23 protein-coding genes are annotated in these 19336 nt (G+C 63.3%); 7 read left to right on the forward strand and 16 right to left on the reverse strand.

The window, feature by feature from the left end:
- Window positions 1-4: 4 nt before the first annotated feature.
- Window positions 5-1207 carry an MFS transporter gene (locus AC1Z3V_RS22015; protein WP_483501703.1) on the reverse strand — a complete coding sequence of 401 codons (1203 nt, stop codon included), beginning with the start codon at window positions 1205-1207 and terminating at the stop codon, window positions 5-7.
- Complete coding sequence (wrbA, locus tag AC1Z3V_RS22020; RefSeq protein ID WP_483501704.1) at window positions 1207-1839, reverse strand: NAD(P)H:quinone oxidoreductase; 633 nt, start codon at window positions 1837-1839, stop codon at window positions 1207-1209. The genes AC1Z3V_RS22015 and wrbA overlap by 1 nt, the downstream gene beginning before the upstream one ends.
- A 104-nt stretch (window positions 1840-1943) precedes the next feature.
- Between wrbA and AC1Z3V_RS22025 the strand changes: the two genes are divergently transcribed.
- Entirely contained in the window at window positions 1944-2864 is a 921-nt protein-coding gene (locus AC1Z3V_RS22025; protein ID WP_483501706.1) for a LysR family transcriptional regulator, read from the forward strand.
- A 72-nt stretch (window positions 2865-2936) separates the two neighbouring features.
- Here AC1Z3V_RS22025 and AC1Z3V_RS22030 read toward each other — a convergent pair whose 3' ends face one another.
- The 3 genes from AC1Z3V_RS22030 to AC1Z3V_RS22040 form a co-directional block, all read right to left on the reverse strand.
- Window positions 2937-4097, reverse strand: coding sequence for an MFS transporter (locus AC1Z3V_RS22030; RefSeq protein ID WP_483501708.1), 1161 nt, complete (start codon window positions 4095-4097; stop codon window positions 2937-2939).
- A gap of 208 nt (window positions 4098-4305) precedes the next feature.
- Window positions 4306-5142 carry an aldo/keto reductase gene (locus AC1Z3V_RS22035; protein ID WP_483501709.1) on the reverse strand — a complete coding sequence of 279 codons (837 nt, stop codon included), beginning with the start codon at window positions 5140-5142 and terminating at the stop codon, window positions 4306-4308.
- A gap of 103 nt (window positions 5143-5245) precedes the next feature.
- Entirely contained in the window at window positions 5246-6427 is a 1182-nt protein-coding gene (locus tag AC1Z3V_RS22040; protein ID WP_483501710.1) for an MFS transporter, read from the reverse strand.
- Window positions 6428-6571: 144 nt separating this feature from the next.
- Here AC1Z3V_RS22040 and AC1Z3V_RS22045 point away from each other — a divergent pair, with 144 nt between their 5' ends.
- A complete protein-coding gene (locus AC1Z3V_RS22045; protein WP_483501711.1) occupies window positions 6572-7465 on the forward strand; it encodes a LysR family transcriptional regulator in 894 nt (297 codons plus the stop codon).
- 12 nt (window positions 7466-7477) lie between these two features.
- Here AC1Z3V_RS22045 and tam read toward each other — a convergent pair whose 3' ends face one another.
- The 6 genes from tam to AC1Z3V_RS22075 form a co-directional block, all read right to left on the reverse strand.
- The gene (tam, locus tag AC1Z3V_RS22050; protein WP_483501712.1) at window positions 7478-8248 is read right to left on the reverse strand and encodes a trans-aconitate 2-methyltransferase; all 771 of its coding nucleotides are present in this window, start codon (window positions 8246-8248) and stop codon (window positions 7478-7480) included.
- A gap of 11 nt (window positions 8249-8259) precedes the next feature.
- Window positions 8260-8922, reverse strand: coding sequence for a haloacid dehalogenase type II (locus AC1Z3V_RS22055; RefSeq protein ID WP_173515905.1), 663 nt, complete (start codon window positions 8920-8922; stop codon window positions 8260-8262).
- Window positions 8923-9113: 191 nt separating this feature from the next.
- Complete coding sequence (locus AC1Z3V_RS22060; protein ID WP_483501714.1) at window positions 9114-9674, reverse strand: phosphatase; 561 nt, start codon at window positions 9672-9674, stop codon at window positions 9114-9116.
- A gap of 106 nt (window positions 9675-9780) precedes the next feature.
- Complete coding sequence (locus AC1Z3V_RS22065) at window positions 9781-10464, reverse strand: YoaK family protein (RefSeq protein ID WP_483501715.1); 684 nt, start codon at window positions 10462-10464, stop codon at window positions 9781-9783.
- A 111-nt stretch (window positions 10465-10575) separates the two neighbouring features.
- Window positions 10576-11616, reverse strand: coding sequence for a zinc-dependent alcohol dehydrogenase family protein (locus AC1Z3V_RS22070; protein ID WP_483501717.1), 1041 nt, complete (start codon window positions 11614-11616; stop codon window positions 10576-10578).
- Entirely contained in the window at window positions 11613-12146 is a 534-nt protein-coding gene (locus tag AC1Z3V_RS22075) for an N-acetyltransferase family protein (protein ID WP_483501719.1), read from the reverse strand. The genes AC1Z3V_RS22070 and AC1Z3V_RS22075 overlap by 4 nt, the downstream gene beginning before the upstream one ends.
- Window positions 12147-12302: 156 nt before the next feature.
- Between AC1Z3V_RS22075 and AC1Z3V_RS22080 the strand changes: the two genes are divergently transcribed.
- Window positions 12303-13184 carry a branched-chain amino acid aminotransferase gene (locus AC1Z3V_RS22080; protein WP_483501721.1) on the forward strand — a complete coding sequence of 294 codons (882 nt, stop codon included), beginning with the start codon at window positions 12303-12305 and terminating at the stop codon, window positions 13182-13184.
- A gap of 95 nt (window positions 13185-13279) precedes the next feature.
- Here AC1Z3V_RS22080 and AC1Z3V_RS22085 read toward each other — a convergent pair whose 3' ends face one another.
- From AC1Z3V_RS22085 to AC1Z3V_RS22100, 4 genes are all read right to left on the reverse strand, one after another.
- A complete protein-coding gene (locus AC1Z3V_RS22085) occupies window positions 13280-13795 on the reverse strand; it encodes a hypothetical protein (RefSeq protein WP_483501723.1) in 516 nt (171 codons plus the stop codon).
- 215 nt (window positions 13796-14010) lie between these two features.
- Window positions 14011-14598 carry a TetR/AcrR family transcriptional regulator gene (locus tag AC1Z3V_RS22090; protein WP_483501724.1) on the reverse strand — a complete coding sequence of 196 codons (588 nt, stop codon included), beginning with the start codon at window positions 14596-14598 and terminating at the stop codon, window positions 14011-14013.
- A 115-nt stretch (window positions 14599-14713) separates the two neighbouring features.
- Complete coding sequence (locus tag AC1Z3V_RS22095) at window positions 14714-15052, reverse strand: hypothetical protein (RefSeq protein ID WP_483501725.1); 339 nt, start codon at window positions 15050-15052, stop codon at window positions 14714-14716.
- Between the two features lie 300 nt (window positions 15053-15352).
- Entirely contained in the window at window positions 15353-15688 is a 336-nt protein-coding gene (locus AC1Z3V_RS22100) for a hypothetical protein (RefSeq protein ID WP_483501727.1), read from the reverse strand.
- A 400-nt stretch (window positions 15689-16088) separates the two neighbouring features.
- Between AC1Z3V_RS22100 and AC1Z3V_RS22105 the strand changes: the two genes are divergently transcribed.
- The 3 genes from AC1Z3V_RS22105 to AC1Z3V_RS22115 all read left to right on the forward strand — a co-directional run bounded on the left by AC1Z3V_RS22105 (window position 16089) and on the right by AC1Z3V_RS22115 (window position 18215).
- Window positions 16089-16532, forward strand: coding sequence for a helix-turn-helix domain-containing protein (locus AC1Z3V_RS22105; protein WP_483496724.1), 444 nt, complete (start codon window positions 16089-16091; stop codon window positions 16530-16532).
- Window positions 16529-17149 (forward strand): IS630 family transposase, encoded by a 621-nt coding sequence (locus tag AC1Z3V_RS22110; RefSeq protein ID WP_483499611.1) that lies wholly within the window; start codon window positions 16529-16531, stop codon window positions 17147-17149. Before AC1Z3V_RS22105 ends, AC1Z3V_RS22110 begins: the two co-directional genes overlap by 4 nt.
- 208 nt (window positions 17150-17357) lie before the next feature.
- Complete coding sequence (locus AC1Z3V_RS22115) at window positions 17358-18215, forward strand: hypothetical protein (protein ID WP_483501728.1); 858 nt, start codon at window positions 17358-17360, stop codon at window positions 18213-18215.
- Window positions 18216-18334: 119 nt separating this feature from the next.
- Here AC1Z3V_RS22115 and AC1Z3V_RS22120 read toward each other — a convergent pair whose 3' ends face one another.
- Window positions 18335-18532, reverse strand: coding sequence for a hypothetical protein (locus AC1Z3V_RS22120; protein WP_483501729.1), 198 nt, complete (start codon window positions 18530-18532; stop codon window positions 18335-18337).
- Window positions 18533-18673: 141 nt separating this feature from the next.
- Here AC1Z3V_RS22120 and AC1Z3V_RS22125 point away from each other — a divergent pair, with 141 nt between their 5' ends.
- The gene (locus tag AC1Z3V_RS22125) at window positions 18674-19276 is read left to right on the forward strand and encodes a superoxide dismutase (RefSeq protein WP_173515913.1); all 603 of its coding nucleotides are present in this window, start codon (window positions 18674-18676) and stop codon (window positions 19274-19276) included.
- Window positions 19277-19336 lie beyond the last annotated feature (60 nt).

Raw genomic sequence — 19336 nt, forward strand, 5'->3', positions numbered from 1 at the left:
GTCATCATTTCCGCTGTGCCTTGCTCTGCAGAGTTCGTTCGAGCGTGGAGGAGAGAAGAATGCAGAAAAAGGCACCGACACCGATGAAGGCTGCACCTGAGGCCCAGCCGTAAAATTCAATCGCCGTTCCGACCGCGACGGGGCCGACAAGTTGTCCGAGATTGCTGCCCTGCATCAGCAGCCCCATCGCCATCGGCGCAAGCGCCGGGCGAGGCGAAAGGATCGGCACCGATGAAATCAGCGTGGCGGGAATCACGCCGCCGATCGCCGAAAACAGAAGGCAGAGGCCAACGGTCAGAACGTCGCCGGACTGACCTAGAAAGATCCACAGTCCGGATGCGCCCATCAGCACCGCAGCGGTGGCGATCAGCCGTCCACGGGCAAAGCCGCGCGAAAGCAGGTGACCGGCAGTGAGATTGCCGATGACATTCACCAGGGTGATGACGGCGCTGATGACGCCGACGGTTGCAAGCGAGGCGTTCAAGCGCTCGACGAGCAGGATCGGCAGGAAACTGGAAAGCGTGAAGCTCATCAGGCTGAAGAGGGAAAACAGCACGAAGAGCAGCACCGGGCCGCGGCTTGCCAGCGTTTCGGCCGCATCATTCCGGAAGCTGGCGGCGGTGCCGGCTGTTTCTCGCGGCGGCGAAACGGCCAGGAAGACGGAAAACAGGCTTGCGAGCGTGATCAAGCCATTGCTCCACCAGATCGACCGCCAATCGGCAAAGAACGGTCCGATCAGCATGGCGGTCGCCATCCCCGCGGGCATGAAGCAGCTCCACAGCGAAAAGACGAGATCACGGCGATCGGTGCTCACAAGGCGCATGAGGATGGCAGGCCCGGCGACGACGACGAGCAGGAACCCGAAACCTTCGAGGATGCGCGACAGAAGGAGCAGCGTGAAGGCGTGGCTGGCCGCGCCGGCGAAGGACCCGAGCGCCAACATCGCCATCCCGACGCCGAGCAGGCGCCGATCCCCCGCCGTCGCGACGATCGCGCCGGCAATCATGCCGCCGACGACACCGACGATAGCGAAGACGGAGGTGATCCAGCCGAGCGCGGAGAGGTCGAGCCCGAGATCGGACTGAAGCAGCGGGCCGGCAATCAGCCCCTTGCCGACCTGCATTGCTGCGACCACGCCCGCCGCAACGACGGTCAACACGCCCGCCCAATCGGTTCTCTCCCGAACGAAGATTGCGGCCGTGGTCATCAGGCGAGCTCCGCCACGCGCGCACGCCCGGCGACCAGCGCTGCCGCCAGTTCTGCGACGTGGCGTCCCTGGAAACGTGCGCCTTCCAGCTCGTTGGCGCTCGGCCGACGGTCGCCGCCGTTGCCGTCGTCGGCAAGCGTAGAGGCGCCATAGGGCGATCCGCCGGTGATTTCGTCCATGCGCATCTGACCCTTGAAGCTGTAGGGCAGGCCCGCAATCACCATGCCGAGATGGAGAAGCACGGTATGGGTGGCGAGGATCGTCGATTCCTGGCCGCCATGCTGGCTGCCGGTTGAGGTGAAGACGCTGCCGATGCGACCGACCAAGGCATCCCGCGCCCAGATGCCGCCCGCCTGATCGAGAAAGTTCTTCATCTGCGCTGCCATGTTGCCGAAGCGCGTCGGCGTGCCGATGATGATCGCGTCATAGTCCGGCAGTTCCGTGACCGTGGCGATCGGCGCGTCCTGATTGCGCTTGTAACCCGCCTTGGTGGCAACGGCTTCCGGCACGATTTCGGGCACGCGCTTTAATGCAACGGAGGCGCCGGCCGCCCGCGCGCCCTCGGCGACGGCCTTCGCCATGGTCTCGATGTGACCGTAAGACGAGTGGTAGAGTACGAGTATCCTAGCCATCCGGCTTTCCTTCCACGGAGTGCTGCTGTTCGGATAAAGATGGTGGCTTTATTTGATCTGATGAGGTGAGATAAAATTCATCAACTTGATCTATGGAATCGATCATGCTGGATGCGCTGACCCTCGATCAAATGCGGACCTTCGTTACCGTCGCCGAAAGCGGAAGTTTCCGTGCCGGTGCCGCCAGGCTTTCGCGCGTGCAGTCGGCGGTCAGCCACGCCATCGCCAATCTCGAGACGGAACTCGGTGTCGTCCTGTTTGACCGCTCGGGCCATCGGCCGGCGCTGACACCGGAAGGGCAGGCGCTGCTTGCCAACGCCCGCGACATCCTGCTGCGAGTGGACGCCATGCGGGCCCGCGCGCGCGGGCTTGGCGAGGGAATCGAGCTCGAGCTTTCGCTGATCGTCGACACGCTCTTCCCCATCGAGACGGTCGGATTGGCGCTGAACGAGATGCGGACGATCTACCCCAATGTTTCCATCAGGCTCGCGGTTTCGCCGCTGGGCGGGCCGCTGGATGGTCTCGTCGAACGCCGCTTCACCCTCGGTATCATGGTTGGCGAGGATTTCCGCGATCCGGCGATCGCCCGTCGGGCGCTCTCGACGGTTCAAATCGTTGCGGTCGTGGCTGCGCATCATCCTCTTGGGCTCAGTGCCGACGATGGCGCACTCGAAAACGCCGAACTCGCCGACCATCTGCAGATCGTGCAGTCCGATGCGTCGCAGCGCACGGCGGGGCGGGATTTTGGCGTGCTGTCGCCGCAGACCTGCCGCGTCAGCAGCCAGGATACCAAATATGCGATGATCCGGGCCGGTCTCGGCTGGGGCCGGCTGCCGCTCTGGCAGGTTCAGCGGGATCTTGAGGAAGGCCGCCTCGTGCGCATGCCGACGACGGCCCTCGGCCGCAACAGCCAGGTCGGCGCCGAGTGCTATCTCACCCATCGGATCGACGAGCCGCTCGGGCCCGCCGCACGCGTTTTCGGAGAGGCGCTTGCACGGCTGAGCGCCGCCCCTGGATCACGATGATTTTGAGTCCGGGCGACGCCAATTCATCGTGATTGATTCCCATCAGTGGGAGCGGAATACGCCTTTCCTCATCTAGCGGCGACCAGCGAGCGAAAAGGCAAGGGCGAAGATCACGAGCACGGTGCCGACGCCGGTGGGGCCCGCGACAGGATGGATGAAATTCATCAACGCGCCGGTAGCGCCGGATCCTGCGGCGCAGCCTGCCGCATAGGCGAGCGAAAAGGCGGCACTGCCAGCGACCAGCATGCTGCCGCGATATTCCTCGCCAAGCATGGTGAGCGCGGCCGTGTAGAGCGCAAAGCTGGCGGCGCCGATGAAGGCAAAAATCAACAGCAGCGCGATGTCGGAAGAGAGCAACGGCACGAGAAGGTAGCCGGTGGCAGCGACGGCGGCGGCCGAAATCGCCACCCGGCGGCGCGGCAGCCGGTCGAGCAGCACGCCGATGAAGGGCTGTGCCAATGCGGTTGGGATCGCAAGCGCCGTCACGCTGAGCGCGGCAAAGGCCTGGCTGTGGCCGGTCTTGACGAAATAGACCGGCATGGCTGAGATCGCCGCAATATCGGCAAAGCCGAACATCAGAACCATGAGGATCAGCATCGGTGCCTTCTTGAAGAAGGCGAAGAGGTCGCGTGTCGAGGAAGGCTCGGGCCGCGAGCGGGCGCCCATGGTCAAAAGCCCGGTGACGAAGGCGACGAGGGCGATATAGATCGCAAGCAGGGCAAAGCCGAGACCGCCGCTGGTGCCGAGTAGAGGGATCGCCAGCGGACCGGCGGCAAAGCCGCCGCACATACCGGCGCCGTAGAGGCCGGAAACGCGACCGCGCAGCCGATCGGGACAGGCCGTGTTCAACCAGGCTTCGCCGAGCATGAACACCATGCTGACGAAGAAGCCGAGCGCGAAGCGGGCGACGAACCAGATGGCGAGTTCTGAGGTTGAGGCAAGCGCTGCGAGGCAGATGGAGCAGCCGCAGAGGCTGGCAATGATCAGCCTGTCGGCGGAGGCAAGCCGGGTCAGCCGACCGAGAAGCAGGGTCGCCACGCCGAGGCCGGCAGCAAAGCCCATGGCATTGAGGCCGATCATGCCGGCGGAAACGCCGCGGCTTTCAAGCGAAAGCGAGATCAGCGGATAGGTGAGCCCCTGTGCCACCGAGAAGGCGGTAACCCCCAGAACGACGGCGACGATCGCCGGCCAATCCGGAGCGAAGTCGCTCGTCTGCACGCCCTGCAAAGACATCGCCCCCTCCCTCTGATCGGTGTCTGCGGGCGATCTCCATATCGTATCCGCCACCGGCTGGGAATTGGCCGGCGGCGAAATGGTCGAAGCGGGATGAGGAAAAGTGTGCGCGGTTTTCCGCTCGCATCCCGCTCCAATCCAAGAGAGCGGGATAGGAAAAGTGTGCGCGGTTTTCCGCTCGCATCCCGCTCCAATCTAGGAGAGTCGATCAGGCGGCCTTGTCCCAGACCGGTGCGAGACCGTCCGGATTGACGATGCGGCCATCCGGGCGGGCCAGGGCGTGGATCTCCGCCATCTCGCCGTCACCGAGCGCGAAGTCGAAGATCGCGAAGTTTTCCTTCAGGCGATCGATCGTCGCGGTCTTCGAAAGCGTGATCACGTCCTTCTGCTGCACCAGCCAGCGCAGGGCAACTTGCGCGGCCGTCTTGCCGTGGCGCGCGCCGATTTCGTTGAGCAGCGGATCGCTCGGCACCTTGCCGTTGGCCATCGCGTAATAGGCGGTGATCGACATGCCGTGCTTTCGGGCGGTCTGAAGCACCTTGGTCTGGTCGAGATAGGGATGGTACTCGACCTGGTTGGTGGCGATCGGCGCATCGCTGAGCTTCACGGCCTCTTCCATCTGCGCCGTGTTGAAGTTGCTGACGCCGATGTGGCGGACCTTGCCGGCCCTCTGCACGTCGTTGAGGGCGCCGATGCGCTCGGCCATCGGCACGTCGCTGCCGCCCGGCCAGTGCAAGAGCAGGAGGTCGACATGGTCGGTCCTCAGCTTCTTCAGGCTCTCGTCGACCGAGGCGAGGAAGTCGCGATACGGATATTTGTCGACCCAAACCTTGGTGGTGAGGAAGATGTCGGCGCGCGAGACGCCGGAGTTATGGATGGCTTCGCCGACCTCGGCCTCGTTGCCGTAGATCTGCGCCGTGTCGACATGGTGGAAGCCGAGCTTGAGCGCTTCCGGCAGCACCCGCAGCACGTCGGCGCCAGGCATGCGGAAGGTGCCGAAGCCGAGCGCTGGAATGTTGGCGCCGTTCGAATTGACGGAATGCATGGTGGGTAACTCCTTGTACTTGACCTGCCGTACCTGGCGAGCGCCCGGCCGGATGGCCGGGCGAGAAAGGAACGATCTATAGGTGGTCCTCGACGGCGGCGGATCAAGCCGGTTGGTAGGCGGCGCCGGCCCGCCGATCAAGAGCGCCGCTCAAGAGCGTGAGCAGCAGGGCGGCCGCAACAAGCACGGCACCGACGATCGGCGTCATGCCGAGACCAAGCGGCGAGGCGACGACCACGCCACCGAGCCAGGCGCCGACGGCAATCCCGAGATTGAAGGCTGCGATGTTGAGCGCCGAGGCGACATCGACGGCACCCGGGCGGTACTGCTTGGCAAGCTGCACCACATAGAGCTGCAGGCCCGGCACGTTGGCGAAGGACAGGAAGCCGAGCGCGGCAAGCGTCACCAGCGTCAGCACCGGCGTGGGAGCGGTGAAAGTAAAGAACACCAGCACGGCCGCCTGGGCCAGGAACAGGCCGACAAGCGCCTTCACCGGATCGCGGTTGGCGATCTTGCCGCCGGCAATGTTGCCGATGGCGATGGCAACTCCATAGAGCACGAGGATCAGGCTGACGGCGCCTTCGGAGAAGCCGGTGATGTCCTGCAGGATCGGCGCGAGGAAAGTGAAGGCGACGAATGTGCCGCCGTAGCCGAGCGCGGTCATGGCAAAGACGATCAGCAGGCGGCCGGAGCCGAGCACACGCACCTGATCGATGAGCTTGGCCGGCGCCGCCTTGGAGAGCGTGTTCGGCAGCAGGGCAACGATCGCGGTGAGCGCGATGACGCCGAGACCGGTCACGGCCCAGAAGGTGGCGCGCCAGCCGAAGGTCTGGCCGATCCAGGTACCGAGCGGCACGCCGGTGACGATCGCGACCGTGAGGCCCATGAACATCATGGCAATTGCGGAAGCGCGGCGATCCTCCGGGACGAGGTCGGCGGCGATGGTCGAGCCGACCGAAAAGAACACGCCATGGGCAAAGGCGGAAATGACGCGAGCGACGAGCAACGGTTCATAGCTCGGCGACAGTGCGGCGGCGGCGTTGCCGACGATGAACAGCGCCATCAGCCCGATCAGGAGCGGCTTGCGCTCGATCCGGCCAGTGAGCGCCGTCAGCACCGGCGCGCCGAAGGTGACGCCAAGCGCATAGACGCTGACGATCAGGCCGGCGAGCGGCAGGGTGACATTGAGGTCGGTGGCGACTGTCGGCAGCAGGCCGACGATCACGAATTCCGTTGTTCCGATCGCATAGGCCGCGATCGTCAGCGCAAGGATAGCAATGGGCACGACGAGACCTTTCCCACCCGGCTGGGAGCGGCCGGGCGCGTTGATTGTTGATGAAATCGAAGCGGAATATGAGCCTTTGCACTCCGCAAGATAATAAGCATAATCGTACAAAGGACTGTGAATTGATTTCAAAGGCAACGATCCATGGACAATCGGGCGGGTGAGATGGAGGTCTTCGTTGCCGTTTCGGAGACCCGCAGCTTCTCGGCCGCCGCGCGACGCCTGAAGCTGTCGCCATCTGCAGTCAGCAAACTGGTGACGCGGATCGAGGACCGGCTCGGCACACGGCTTCTCGTGCGCTCGACCAGGACCCTGCAACTGACGCCGGAGGGGGAGGTCTATCTTCAGCGGGCGCAGCGAATTCTGACCGAGATCGTCGAAACCGAACAGCTCGTCGCCGCCGGCGGCCGCATGACGCCGCGGGGGCTTTTGCGTGTGAATGCGGCCGTCGGCTTCGGCGAGCGCTACATCATGCCGCTCGCGCCGGAGTTCCTCGCCCGCTATCCGGAGGTTCGGCTGGATCTGACCTTGACCGACAGCATGATCGACGTGGTCGGCGAGAGGGCAGACGTGGCGATCCGCACCGGTCCCTTGCGTGATTCATCGCTGAAGGCACGCAAGCTGATGGAAAGTCGCCCGGTGGTGATCGCATCGCCCGCCTATCTGGAAAGGCACGGGACACCGCAAACGCCGGATGAACTCGACGGCCACAATTGCATCCGCTTCAATTTCCGTCGCAGCGTCGACGAATGGGCATTCCGCATGCCCGGGCAGCCGGCCGCGGAACTGCGTTCGGTCTTCGGCAACATGCAGGTATCGAGCGGTTCGATCGTCCGCCAGCTTTGCCTCGCCGGCATCGGCATTGGCCGTATCGGCCGCTTCCACGTCGAGCCGGACTTCGAAGCCGGAACGCTCGTACCGTTGCTCGAAGATTATCAATCGGGCGAGATCGAGACGGTCTACGCCGTCTATGCCGGCCATGAGCATCTCGCCGCCCGTATCCGCGCCTTCATCGATTTTCTGGTCGAACGTATGTAGCGCCGGTCGGCGCTACGCCTTCACTGCGACGATGAAAAGTCTCGGGAAGCGCAGAAGGACCTTGCCGTCGCTCATCGCCGGATAGGCAGCGCGGATCCGGTCCGTGTAGTCGGCAACGAAGGCGTCACGCTTGTCTTCCGGCACGGCGTCGAGATAGGGGCGCAGGCCCGTACCTTTCACCCATTCGACGATCGCCTCGGCATTGGCGAGCCGGTGGTAGTAGATCGTGTGCCAGACCTCGATGCTGGCCGCCTGTGGCGCCAGGCATTCGACATAGGTTGCCGGGCTCGGCATGGGATTGCGGCGGATGGTCTTGCCGGTAAAGACGTCTGAGAACGCCGGACTGCGAGCCGCCTCCTCCATCAGCAAATGGCTCGGCTCTCCAAGATTGTCCGGCATCTGGACCGCAAGCGTGCCGCCCGATGCGAGCGCCGCCATCAGTCTTTCGAAGATCGTCAGGTGGTTCGGAAGCCATTGGAAGACAGCGTTGCCGTAAAACAGGGCAGCGCCGGCAGGCGGAACCCAGTTTGCGAGATCCGCCTTCTCGAAGGTGACGCCGGGCAGCCGCTTCGCCGCCGCAACGAGCATGTTCTCGTCGCTATCGAGGCCCGAAAGGGTGGCCTCGGGAAACCGGTCGCGGATAAGCTCGGTGGAGTTGCCCGGGCCGCAGCCGAGGTCGAAGGCGACGCCCTTTGGCAGCTCTGGCACTTGGGCAAGAAGGTTTCTGGCTGGCCGAGTGCGTTCATCTTCGAACTTGAGATATTGCGCAGGCGACCAGACCATCGGGAGATCCTTCAGATACCGAATTGCAGGCTTTCGAGCGAGGGCAGGATCAGCGCAGGCCCGTGATCACGATATTCGTCCGGCATGTCCGCGCGGTTGATCCACACAGTGCGGAAGCCGAATTTCGTCGCCCCGGCAATGTCCCAGCGGTTCGACGACTGAAAGGAGACGGCATGCGGGTAAAGCCGGTACCCGGTTGTGACGATGTCGTAGACGGCAGGCGCGGTCTTGAAGGCTTTCACCGCGTCGACGGAAAAAACATCGTCGATGATGATGTCGAGCGCCGCATTGCGGACCGCGGATGCAAGCATGGCCGGCGAGCCGTTGGAGAGGATGGCGATGCGCGCGCCGCGCTCCTTGAGCCCTTTCAGAACCGCCGGCACTTCCGGATAGCAGTCCAGCGCCCAATAGGCGTCGAGCAGCCGTTTGCGAAGTTTCGGGTCGGCGGACGGAAACCGGGCGAAGGCGTAGTCGAGCGACTGTTCGGTCAGTTGCCAGAAATCCTGATAGCTGCCCATCAGCGAGCGCACCCAGGAATATTCGAGCTGTTTGGCGCGCCAGAGTTCGGAAAAAGCTTGCCCGTCCGGCCCGATTTCCTCAGCGTGGCGCCTGACAGCCGCATGCACGTCAAAGAGCGTGCCGTAGGCGTCAAACACATAGGCCGCGTGGGACATCTTTTCCTCCCGTCATTTGTCTTCGGTACTGGCGGGACAAGGTCGAATCGCCGCGTCAAAGCTCATCCGAAAACAAAGGCTTACAGCATCATGCCTGATCAGGCAGCCAACTGTCACCGTTCTTTCGTGAGATCATGTCAAATCTTTGTGCAATGCACAACGGCTGGCGGGACGGCTGCAAAATTCTGGCGTCAGCTTTTGCCTGGTTTCCAAACTTTCGCCGGGAAGCGCAGCGCCTGCTTGGCGAGCTTGCCCTTGAGGCCGAGCGCCGTGTCGCAGAGGTTGACCACGTGCCGGTTTGGCTTGGCCTCCGGCCGCAGCGCATGGAGCGCGGCGGCGGCGTCTTCCGGCGGCATATAGCGCGCCAGGATGCCGAGGGTGAGCGCGGTCGCGCGGCCGATCCCCCTCAGGCAGTGGACGAGCAAATGTGCGTCTTCGGGCAGGCGATCAACAAAGGCGAAGGCGGCCTCGATCGCCTCCGGACGGGCCGCATCCGGTTCGTCCGGATCGGTGCTGTCGCCAAAAAAGAGTTCCAGGTGCCGCTCCGGCGGCAGCTCGATCATCGAGAGCAAGCGGCTGCCGGGGGCGCGGATCGAGATCAGGTGCGTCGGCGCCCAGAGCGCCCGGTTGTGCCGCGCTTCTGTTTGCGAGCTGACGATCGCCCGCACCGGCCAGCCGGACGGATGCGCCGGATTGGCGTTGAGAACGGGATGGTAGAGTTCATCCCCGGTAACGGCTGCCGCAAGCGCCATGACAGGACCTCGCTCGTGATTCTTTCGTGCGGATTTTGCCCTGAAATCGGTCGAGGCTTAAGGGCAAAATCATGGGATAGGCGAAAAGCTGCCGGAGGGCAGGGCGTCAGCCCGAATGGAAATAGCGCCGCGACCAGTGGGACGGCACGAGAACGGTGGCAAGCGCGAGCCCGGTGCTGAGCGCAAAGGACGCCCAGAGCGCGGCCGCGCTGAAGTGATGCTCCAGCAGAGCGCCTGCAACCGCGCCCGAGAACATGCCCAGCCAAGGGACGATCTGCACGAACCATTGACGGTTCTTGTTGCCGAGCAGCCAGCGTCCGAGACCCCGCCCGAAGCGGGAAAGGGCCCCGGTGACATAGGTAAGCCCGATCGGCAGGCCCTCGATATGTTCGACCGCCGCGTTGACCAGGCCCATGGAGAGCACGACACCGTAGAAGTAGAAGGGTCGCGGCATAAGGGGTCCGAATCCGGCGCAGAGCATCAGCACGAGACTGACCGTCGAGAGAACGCCGACGACGCCGAGGCGCGCGGCCACGATCACGCCAAACGCGTTACCGATGATGAACGCTCCGAGCGCGCCGACGAGCAGCAGCGCACCGGTGAAATTGCCTTCACCGAGCGCGATCGCCGCCCGGGTCGTGTTGCCGCTCATGAAGGAGACGAAATCGCCGATGCTCAGAAGACCGATCGCGTCGGTCATGCCGGCGAGGAACGAGATCGTCGCTGCAATGGCCAGCGCCGTGCCGGTGCGCTGCCGCTTGATCAATCTTCGCCGTCTCGCGATGGTCATCTGCCTCGCCCCCTGTCGGGAACGAGGTTTAGCCCAGGCAACAGGTGAGTCGAAATGGGTGCGTTCGGCGTTCTTCCGTCGACCGCTCCGATCCGGCTGTCCATGTCCGGCTCAAAACCGCGTGATGACGCTGATGCCGAGGTCGGTTGCACGATCCATGGCGGTCAGCGCAGGGATCGCCTCGGCGAGCGAGATCTCCCGGCCGATCAGTTGTTGCGGCTTAAGCTTGCCGTCGGCGATCATCGCCAGCATGGCGTCGTAGCGCCAGGCCTGCATGCCATGGCTGCCGTAGATCTTCAGCTCGTGGCCGATCACCTGGGCCATCGGGATCTGCGGCGTCGCCTGGTCGCCGAGCATCAGGCCGACCTGGACGTGGCGCCCGCGTCGGCGCAGGTTCTTGATCGAGTTGAAGCAGGTCACGGGATTGCCGAGGGCGTCGATGGAGACGTGCGCGCCGCCGCCGGTGATGTCCTTGACGGCCGCCGCGACGTCCTCGACCTCGCGGCCGTTGATCGTCGCGACCGCGCCGATTTTTCTGGCGAAGGCGAGCTTGTCCTCGGCGATGTCGATCGCGATCGGCTGGGCGCCGAGGGCGGCCGCGATCATGATCGCCGAAAGACCGACACCGCCGCAGCCATGCACCGCCACCCATTCGCCGCCCTTGACCTTGGCCTGGTCGGCGACGGCACGAAACGAGGTGGCGAAGCGGCAGCCGAGGCTCGCGGCCGTGGTGAAGTCCATGCTTTCGGGCAGGTGCACGAGGTTCTGGTCGGCAAAGTCGAGCGCGACATATTCGGCGAAGGAACCCCAATGGGTGAAGCCCGGCTGGAATTGCGCCTCGCAGACCTGTTGATTGCCCGAGCGGCACTCGCCGCAGCGGCCGCAGCCGGAAACGAAGGGCACGGTGACCCGGTCGCCGACCTTGTAGCGCATCACGCCGCGGCCGGCAGCGGTGACCACGCCCGCCAGCTCGTGGCCCGGCACGTGCGGCAGCCGGATATCGGCGTCATGGCCCATCCAGCCGTGCCAGTCGGACCGACAAAGCCCTGTCGCCTCGACCTTGATGACCACGCCGTTTTCCGTCGGAGTCGGATCGGGAAGCGTCCGGATTTCCGGCGTCTTCTCGAATGCGTCGTAATACATGGCTTTCATCGGGGCACTCCTTGCAATGTCTCAATGGGTGGGACGCGACCATCGATGTGGCGCACCATCAGAAATTCGTCGACCTCCCGGTCGCCGTCGAGCATGCCGCCGGGGACGTGCCCGATCTTGTAGAAACCCGCGCGTTCATAGAAGCGGATTGCCGTCGGATTGTCGGCACGCACGACGAGCTCTAGAAGCCGGATGCCTGCCGAGCGCGCATGGTCGGTCAGTTGCGCAAGCAGCTGCCGCGCCACGCCGGACCCGCGGGCCTCGTCGCACACATAGACCATGATGATCGTGCCTCGATGCGCCAGCCGGCTCGCGCGCTCGCGCATCAGCCCCATGATGCCGACCGGCTCATCGCCGTCGAAGGCCACGAATACGGCGTTGGCGGTCAGCCGCGCTCGCCATTCCTCAGCCGAAAGCCGCTCCCAGTCGGCCGCTGTCGAGGCGAACGCCTGCGGCTCGCGGTTGAGCGCCTCCAGCCTGATGCGGCGGAAGATGTCCACGTCTTCCTCTTCAAGATGCTTGATGCGCATGGCTTTCCCTTCCTTTGCGCAAGAGACTAAGCGAGACGCCGTCCCGGTGCCAGAATGGCCGCCATGACATTTTTTGATATACCCATTCACCCCGATGCTGCTTTTTTGGGCTATCTATGCCGAACGAACGGAACAAGGAAAGTGAAGGAGACGCCGATGGCCGTCGATACATCCCCCCGCTCAGTGACCTGGACCTATGTCGATGGTGAATGGCTCTCGGGCAACCCGCCGCTGATCGGCCCGACCTCGCACGCGATGTGGCTGGGTTCGACGGTCTTCGACGGCGCCCGCGTCTTCGACGGCGTCGCGCCCGACCTTGACCTGCATTGCCAGCGCGTCAATCGCTCGGCGACCGCACTTGGCCTGAAGCCGACCATGGCAGCCGAAGAGATCGAGGCGCTGACCTGGGAAGGTGCCAAGAAATTCGACGGCAAGACCGCGCTTTACGTCAAGCCGATGTACTGGGCCGAACACGGCGCCGCCGGCGTCGTTGCCATCGATCCGGAATCGACCCGTTTCGCGCTTTGCCTGTTCGAGGCGCCGATGGGCAACGGTCATGGCGGCTCGTCGCTGACGCTCTCGCCCTTCCGCCGGCCGACGCTGGAATCGATGCCGACCGACGCCAAGGCCGGCTGCCTCTACCCGAACAATGCGCGCATCCTGACCGAGGCCCGTTCGCGCGGCTTCGACAATGCGCTCGTGCGCGACATGCTCGGCAACATCGCCGAGACCGGCTCTTCCAACGTCTTCCTGGTCAAGGACGGCATCGTCTTCACGCCGGCCGCCAACCGCACCTTCCTCGCCGGCATCACCCGCTTCCGCGTCATGACGCTGCTGCGGGAAGCCGGTTTCGACGTGATCGAGGCGACGTTGACCATGGCCGATTTCGAGGCGGCCGACGAGATCTTCACGTCCGGCAACTATTCCAAGGTGTTGCCGGTGACGCGCCTCGAGAGCCGCGACCTGCAGGCCGGCCCGGTCGCCGCCAAGGCGCGCGATCTCTACATGGATTGGGCACACGCGGCCCGCGACGTCTGAAACAATCCGAAGGCACCGACACCGAGCGCGAGGTTCCTGCGCTCGGATACTGTGCCTTGAGGTGCGGCCGCACGCCGGTCGCTTGCTTTCCGTCATCAGCGGGAGAGGGAAGCGCGCGCCCTGACTGCGGCGCGCTTATGGATCAGATAGGCCTGGACTGAAATACCCGACAGGAAGATCAGCAGCCAGACGAGCAACGTCGTTTGCACGATCGGCGATTCGGGCCCACTTGCGAGCGGCTGCGAGGCCGGCAGACGTTTCAGCGTTTCTGCGACCGCCGGCACAATCAGCAGGAAGTAAGTGAAGGAGAGGCCGAGCGTCGTGAGATAGGGCTTGAGGCGGCCGAAGACGTCGACGCGCGCAACGGCAAGGCTTCCGGCGATCACGAGGAGCGTGACGATGCCAAGCGCGTGCCCTGCATTGAAGCCGCCGGTGCTCGACAGCCCCGCCGTTGTCAGCACGGCGAGAACGAGAGTGGCGAGATAGATCTTGCCGGAGCGCGTCGCAGGATCGATCGCGCCATAGCGGGCGAAGCCGTAAAGCCCGGCGACGACGGGCGCCAGGCTGATTGCCGTATGTATGATGCCGAGGGTGGATAGGGGATTTGCCATGATCTTACTTCTTCCTATGTTATCGACCGACTAGTTGGTCGGCTCCGCTGCAAAAAAGAGATGCGCTTGCTTTACGCCGGCGCATCGGGTTCGTTCGTGCTGAACTTTATGGCCGCTACAGACTGTCTGCCGTTACCGTGGGAACAGTCCTTGCTGAGTTTGCGTAGGCATTGTTGCGGCTTTGTGACGTCGCAACAACGCCGGCGAAGCTGTCATCAGCGTGGCTTGGTGGTCAGAAGCTCATCCATTGCGCGACGGGCGATAACGGAAAATACACTTGGATCGGAACCGGCGACGCGCGCGGCCAGCATGGCGCCGTGGACGGAGGCAATCAAGGAATTGGCCGCCACTGCCGACCCATGTTCAGCCCTAAGCAAGCCTTTGGCGACGCCGTCGTCGATCACCGCGCGGAGCCAGCCGGTGAGATCGGCGAAATGGCCACGCACCTGCTGAACGACGATTTCCGGCAGTGATGGGATCTCGGAGGCGAGCAATGCGCCGATGCAGAACGGCATGTCCTGCCGGCGAATGCAGTCCTCCCAAAAGCCGATATAGGCGTCGAGCCGCGCCACCGGATCGGCGACAGCCGCCAGCAGCCCTTCGACGTGGCGGCGATTGTTCTTGCGATACCGTGCAAGCACCGCCGCCGCCAGATCCGCCTTGGTCGCGAAGTGATGATGGATCGTTGCTTTGCCGACCCCCACTTCGGGCGCAATGTCGGCATAGCTGAATGCGTTGTAGCCCCTCGACACCATCAGGCGTTCCGCGACATCCAGGATCTTTTCGTAGGTCTCGCTCACCATGGCGAAAGCTCTACCAACTGGTCGGTTGGAACTCAAGCTATAAGGGGTGCCCGAGCATAGGGGCGGCAGGCTGCGAAGAGCGTGATGTGATCGTCGCGTGTCAGCCGCCCGTTACTCACTTGGCCTTTTCCGGTGCCTTGATGGTCACCGTATCGGGTGCCAGTTCGCCACCGACTTCCACCGTCTTCTTTTGCTTGTCGAAGACGCAGATCCGGGTCACGGCCGTGTCGGATCCCTTGGGCGTGCCGATCACCAGCGCTAGGCCGAAGCTTTCCGAGCCGAAGGGATCGACGACCGCGCTTGCCTTTTCGAGCGACGAGGCAGCGGCGAGGCATTTTTGCGAAACTTCGGCCCGGAAGGTCTCCCATGCGTCGCCGGAGGAGGCTGCGGCATTCGACGCCAGCAGCGCCGCGGCAGCGGAAAGGGCGAGGACGTGGATCAGGCGCGATGGCATGGGATAGTCCTTATGCATGGTTGTGGACATTGCAAAGTGTAGCGCGCAAAATCGAATGGCGCGGCGCGCAAGATCAGTTGGCAGCAGAATTTTGTTCATACAGCGGGCGCTTGACTCTCTGGCCCTGCGCCCCCAAATCCCCCGTGTCCGAGGTGGGCGGACCATATTGAAACGCTAAGACCGAATGCGGCCGGTCTCAAACGAGGACCATTCCGCATGGAGTACAAGTTCATCCCGACGTCGCCGCAAGGCGCACACAACACCACGCTCAACACATTCCCCATGACGTTACCTCTGGTGCTATGCCAATCGCGCGGCCGCAGGCGCGATAGTTGTCCTTGCCGGTGAGCTGCTTGAGGCCCCGCGGTACTTCCAGCCGTCGCCGGATTCAGTGTTGCCCATCCGGCCGCCATAGACCTTGTTCGCCAGCGCCTCCGGATTGTGCGCGTAAGGCTGGGCGCTCTCAATCGTCGGGAACCGTTTAGGCCAGACCTGCGTCAGGCGCTTTGCCGAATAGGAGAGATCCTCCTCGGCATCGGTGAAGCCGGAGCTCTCGACGAAGCACTGCGCAAGGAAATGACAGATCCACGCCGGCGTGACGATCCCGGCGGCTTCGGCATAGGGCCAGGCCTGCATCAGGCCAGACGCAGATCCTTCGCGGCCGGCGCGAAGCGCTTCAATTCAGCAAGCTGCATGGGAGGAACCGCGTTAACTAACCAGAAAGGACGATCTTGCCGCGAACCGCGAGCGATGGTTCAATCGAAAGCATTAAGTGGGCGCGGTGGGGGCCACATTTGTCAGAAGTAGTTTCCCGAGCAGACGGCGTGCACGCCCGCGAGGCGCTGCTGCAGACAATCATCATCATCTCCGCGACCATCGTCGGTCTTTGGATCCGGTGGCAAGTGCGGGAGCACACCACCCCGGACACATTCAATTACCTTTTGCCGTGGTACGAATTGGCTAAGCAGCTTTGCGTGATCTGGCCAACAGATTGGCGTTGTGATTCCGTTTCCGGGATTGATTCGGGAGCGGTGGCATGGCGGGGAAATCTCTGGTGAAGGCGACGGAGGAGGAATGTGCAGCGTTGGAGCATCTGGCGGCGAGCCGGGATCGCGGCGAGGCGGACCGGGCGCGGGCGATCCTGCTGACACTTGACGGCTGGACGAGCGCGCGGATCGCCCAAGCCTTCGGCGTTCGTGAGGATACGGTGCGGCTGTGGCGCAGCGATTTCATGGCCGGGTCGGTGACGGCCCTCAGGAAGCGCGTCGCGGCCGGCCCGGCGCCGGTGAAGTCGGAGGCCGCGCTTCGGGTTGCCGGGCCGCTCTTGTCGGCGCCGGTCGCCGACCGCAACAATTGGACGCTGGCGCGCCTTGCCGCCGAGATCGAGGCGCGCGAAGGGCTCAGCATCTCCCGATCGCAGCTTTCGAAAACGCTGCGCAAAAAAGGGGCTTTCGCTTCCGGCGGCCCCGGCACTCGCTGAAGAACCGCCAGGACCCGCAGGCCGTCGAGTGCGCCGGCCTGCGACTGCAACTGCGCAAGCGACAGGCCGAGGCGGGCGATATCGTCCTCCTCTTCGGCGACGAGAGCGAGGCGCTCACCCATCCCTATCTGGCGCGTTGCTGGGCCAGACGCGGCGCCGATCTGCGGGTTCCCGCGCCCGGCCAGGCGCGCAAGATCGCCATGATGGGTGCTTTCGACTGGGCCGCGCGCAGGCTCGTCGTCGAAACCTCGAAAACCAAGCGCAGCGCCGATTTCATCGCCCTCCTGGAGACGCTCGACGCAGGCTATGGCCCCAAGCCCGGCGTGGCCGGCAGGCCGGTCGTCCTGGTGCTCGACAACGGGCCAATCCACACCAGCAAAGCGTCGCGCGCCGCGCTTGAGACCCGTGCCCATTGGCTCACCATCGAGTGGTTGCCCAAATACGCCCCCGAACTCAATGACATCGAGATCGTCTGGAAAAACCTCAAAGCCCATCATCTCGCTCATCAGACCTTCGCCACCGAACACGCCCTCGAACAAGCCATCATCAGAGCCGTAACCGCCCTCAACCACGAAGCCCGCTTCCATCCGTTGGCCATCCAGAGAATCTCTGCTTAGATCAGGCGGCGCCGATAGCCTGCGTCAAGGGCTCACCAATTACGCTCCGTTTTATAGCTATCTGCTTCTGCTCGCGACCAGGTTCGACGGGATCCTGCCACCCCTGGTCCTCATCAAAGCGGTCTCCTTCGTTTTTGAGTTAGGCTGCGCGATCCTCGGCTATCGCCTTGTAGGCACTGCGTGCTCGCACACCCCTCTTCGCCCGGCATTGGCCTTCGCGGCCATCTGGCTCGCACCCAATGCGCTATACAACGGCGCCATGTGGGGTCAGGCGGATGCGATCTGGACGTTCTTCGTCCTCCTGTCGGTCTACTTGATCTGCGGGCAATCCTTCCGCTGGGCCATGCTGGCCTTTGCAATGGCGGTGAGCGTAAAGCTCCAGGCGGTCTTTATGGGCCCGCTGGTCTTCAGCCTCGTGCTGCAACGGCGATTGCATTGGGCGTGGTTGGCTGCGCTACCTGCCGTCTACCTGATCGTAGCCCTGCCGACGCTCGCACTCGGTCGGCCTTTGCTCGATGTCGTCGCGATCTATTTGCGCCAAGCGGAGTTCTTCCGTGCGCTTTCCATGTCGGCGGCAAATCTATGGCTATTCGTCCCGAACCAATTCTATGGGCCGGGCGTTGCTGTCGGTCTGGCGCTCGGTGCGGCGGCTGGGCTTGTTTTCTCGATCTTTGCGGCACGGCAACGCGAGTGGTCCCCCAAGTTCGTCGTTCTCGCCGCCGCGGTGACGCTGCAACTCATGCCATGGATACTGCCGAAGATGCACGACAGGTATTTTTACGCCTTCGAGACGACGGCGATCGTTCTAGCCTTCCTGGAACCCCGCTTGGCGTTGATCGCGGTTTTGGCTCAGATCAACGCGGTGCTCTCCTATCTGCCGTTTGACTTCCGCACGGGCTTGGCGATGCTGGCGACTCCTGTCGCCGCCTTCCAGAACACGTTGATCTTGGCCCACATTGTAAGGCGTTTCGCGACCGGATCATTCAATCCCTTCGCCTTTGCGGTTTCAGCAATCGTTATCGCCATCACTTACCTGATCGGTTTGCTCGCATTGCCCCAACTATAAGCGGGGGAATGCCGACGTTGGCGGTGTCAAGGAACTATCCGATGGGTATCGGCAGACGCAGATCCTTCGCGGCCGGCGCGAAGCGCTTCAATTCAGCAAGTTGCATGGGAGGGCCTCGCTCACGCCGAAATTTCTGCACCGATCGTGTAGAAGCTTCCGGGCGCGTTCAGGTTCGAATATTCCGCCGCGATCCAGTCATCCGACAGCGCGCTCATGCGCAGGTACGTAAAACCGATCGTTCCGCGCCAAGAAAAGGACGCGGCATCAGACACAAAGCTGCACGCAAACCGTGGCGCGATTGTGCTCGAAAGTGCCATGCTTTCAAAATGATGTTGAAAGTATATTCCGTGGGTTGAGGAAAAAATGGCATTGCATCGGTTGCCTCCATGGGGGCTGGTGCCTATGTTCCCGCTCACAGATTTCCCTTACGAAATCCCATGCCAAGAGGAGATGCCCACATGGCTTTCGAATTGCCGAACCTTCCCTATGACTACGATGCGCTGGCGCCTTACATGTCGCGCGAGACGCTCGAATATCACCATGACAAGCACCACCTTGCCTACGTGACCAACGGCAACAAGCTCGCTGAAGAAGCCGGCCTCTCCGACCTGTCGCTCGAGGAAATCGTCAAGAAGTCCTACGGCACCAACCAGCCGCTGTTCAACAATGCCGGCCAGCACTACAACCACATCCACTTCTGGAAATGGATGAAGAAGGGCGGCGGCGGCACCAGCCTGCCGGCCAAGCTCGAGGCGGCCATCAAGTCCGATCTCGGCGGCTACGACAAGTTCCGCGCCGATTTCATCGCCGCCGGCACCGGCCAGTTCGGCTCGGGCTGGGCCTGGCTCTCGGTCAAGAACGGCAAACTTGAAATCTCCAAGACCCCGAACGGCGAAAACCCGCTCGTTCACGGTGCTTCGCCGATTCTCGGCGTCGATGTCTGGGAACACTCCTATTACATCGACTACCGCAATGCCCGTCCGAAGTACCTCGAAGCCTTCGTCGACAGCCTGATCAACTGGGACTACGTGCTCGAAATGTACGAAGCGGCTGCCAAGTAAGCCGCCCGTCTTCAGTGGATGACGTTTGGACCCGGCGCTTGCGCCGGGTCTTTTCGTTTG

The organism is Ensifer sp. 38_S197 (assembly GCF_056924495.1).

Coding starts and splice junctions, on each gene's coding strand:
- AC1Z3V_RS22100 (WP_483501727.1), bottom strand. CDS start 15,688: ATGCAGGCCTGGCCCTATGCCGAAGCCGCCGGGATCGTCACGCCGGCG.
- AC1Z3V_RS22080 (WP_483501721.1), top strand. CDS start 12,303: ATGGCCGTCGATACATCCCCCCGCTCAGTGACCTGGACCTATGTCGAT.
- AC1Z3V_RS22085 (WP_483501723.1), bottom strand. CDS start 13,795: ATGGCAAATCCCCTATCCACCCTCGGCATCATACATACGGCAATCAGC.
- AC1Z3V_RS22035 (WP_483501709.1), bottom strand. CDS start 5,142: ATGCATTCCGTCAATTCGAACGGCGCCAACATTCCAGCGCTCGGCTTC.
- AC1Z3V_RS22125 (WP_173515913.1), top strand. CDS start 18,674: ATGGCTTTCGAATTGCCGAACCTTCCCTATGACTACGATGCGCTGGCG.
- AC1Z3V_RS22105 (WP_483496724.1), top strand. CDS start 16,089: ATGGCGGGGAAATCTCTGGTGAAGGCGACGGAGGAGGAATGTGCAGCG.
- AC1Z3V_RS22095 (WP_483501725.1), bottom strand. CDS start 15,052: ATGCCATCGCGCCTGATCCACGTCCTCGCCCTTTCCGCTGCCGCGGCG.
- AC1Z3V_RS22090 (WP_483501724.1), bottom strand. CDS start 14,598: ATGGTGAGCGAGACCTACGAAAAGATCCTGGATGTCGCGGAACGCCTG.
- wrbA (WP_483501704.1), bottom strand. CDS start 1,839: ATGGCTAGGATACTCGTACTCTACCACTCGTCTTACGGTCACATCGAG.
- AC1Z3V_RS22045 (WP_483501711.1), top strand. CDS start 6,572: ATGGACAATCGGGCGGGTGAGATGGAGGTCTTCGTTGCCGTTTCGGAG.
- tam (WP_483501712.1), bottom strand. CDS start 8,248: ATGGTCTGGTCGCCTGCGCAATATCTCAAGTTCGAAGATGAACGCACT.
- AC1Z3V_RS22065 (WP_483501715.1), bottom strand. CDS start 10,464: ATGACCATCGCGAGACGGCGAAGATTGATCAAGCGGCAGCGCACCGGC.
- AC1Z3V_RS22025 (WP_483501706.1), top strand. CDS start 1,944: ATGCTGGATGCGCTGACCCTCGATCAAATGCGGACCTTCGTTACCGTC.
- AC1Z3V_RS22120 (WP_483501729.1), bottom strand. CDS start 18,532: ATGGCACTTTCGAGCACAATCGCGCCACGGTTTGCGTGCAGCTTTGTG.
- AC1Z3V_RS22015 (WP_483501703.1), bottom strand. CDS start 1,207: ATGACCACGGCCGCAATCTTCGTTCGGGAGAGAACCGATTGGGCGGGC.
- AC1Z3V_RS22060 (WP_483501714.1), bottom strand. CDS start 9,674: ATGGCGCTTGCGGCAGCCGTTACCGGGGATGAACTCTACCATCCCGTT.
- AC1Z3V_RS22070 (WP_483501717.1), bottom strand. CDS start 11,616: ATGAAAGCCATGTATTACGACGCATTCGAGAAGACGCCGGAAATCCGG.
- AC1Z3V_RS22055 (WP_173515905.1), bottom strand. CDS start 8,922: ATGTCCCACGCGGCCTATGTGTTTGACGCCTACGGCACGCTCTTTGAC.
- AC1Z3V_RS22030 (WP_483501708.1), bottom strand. CDS start 4,097: ATGTCTTTGCAGGGCGTGCAGACGAGCGACTTCGCTCCGGATTGGCCG.
- AC1Z3V_RS22075 (WP_483501719.1), bottom strand. CDS start 12,146: ATGCGCATCAAGCATCTTGAAGAGGAAGACGTGGACATCTTCCGCCGC.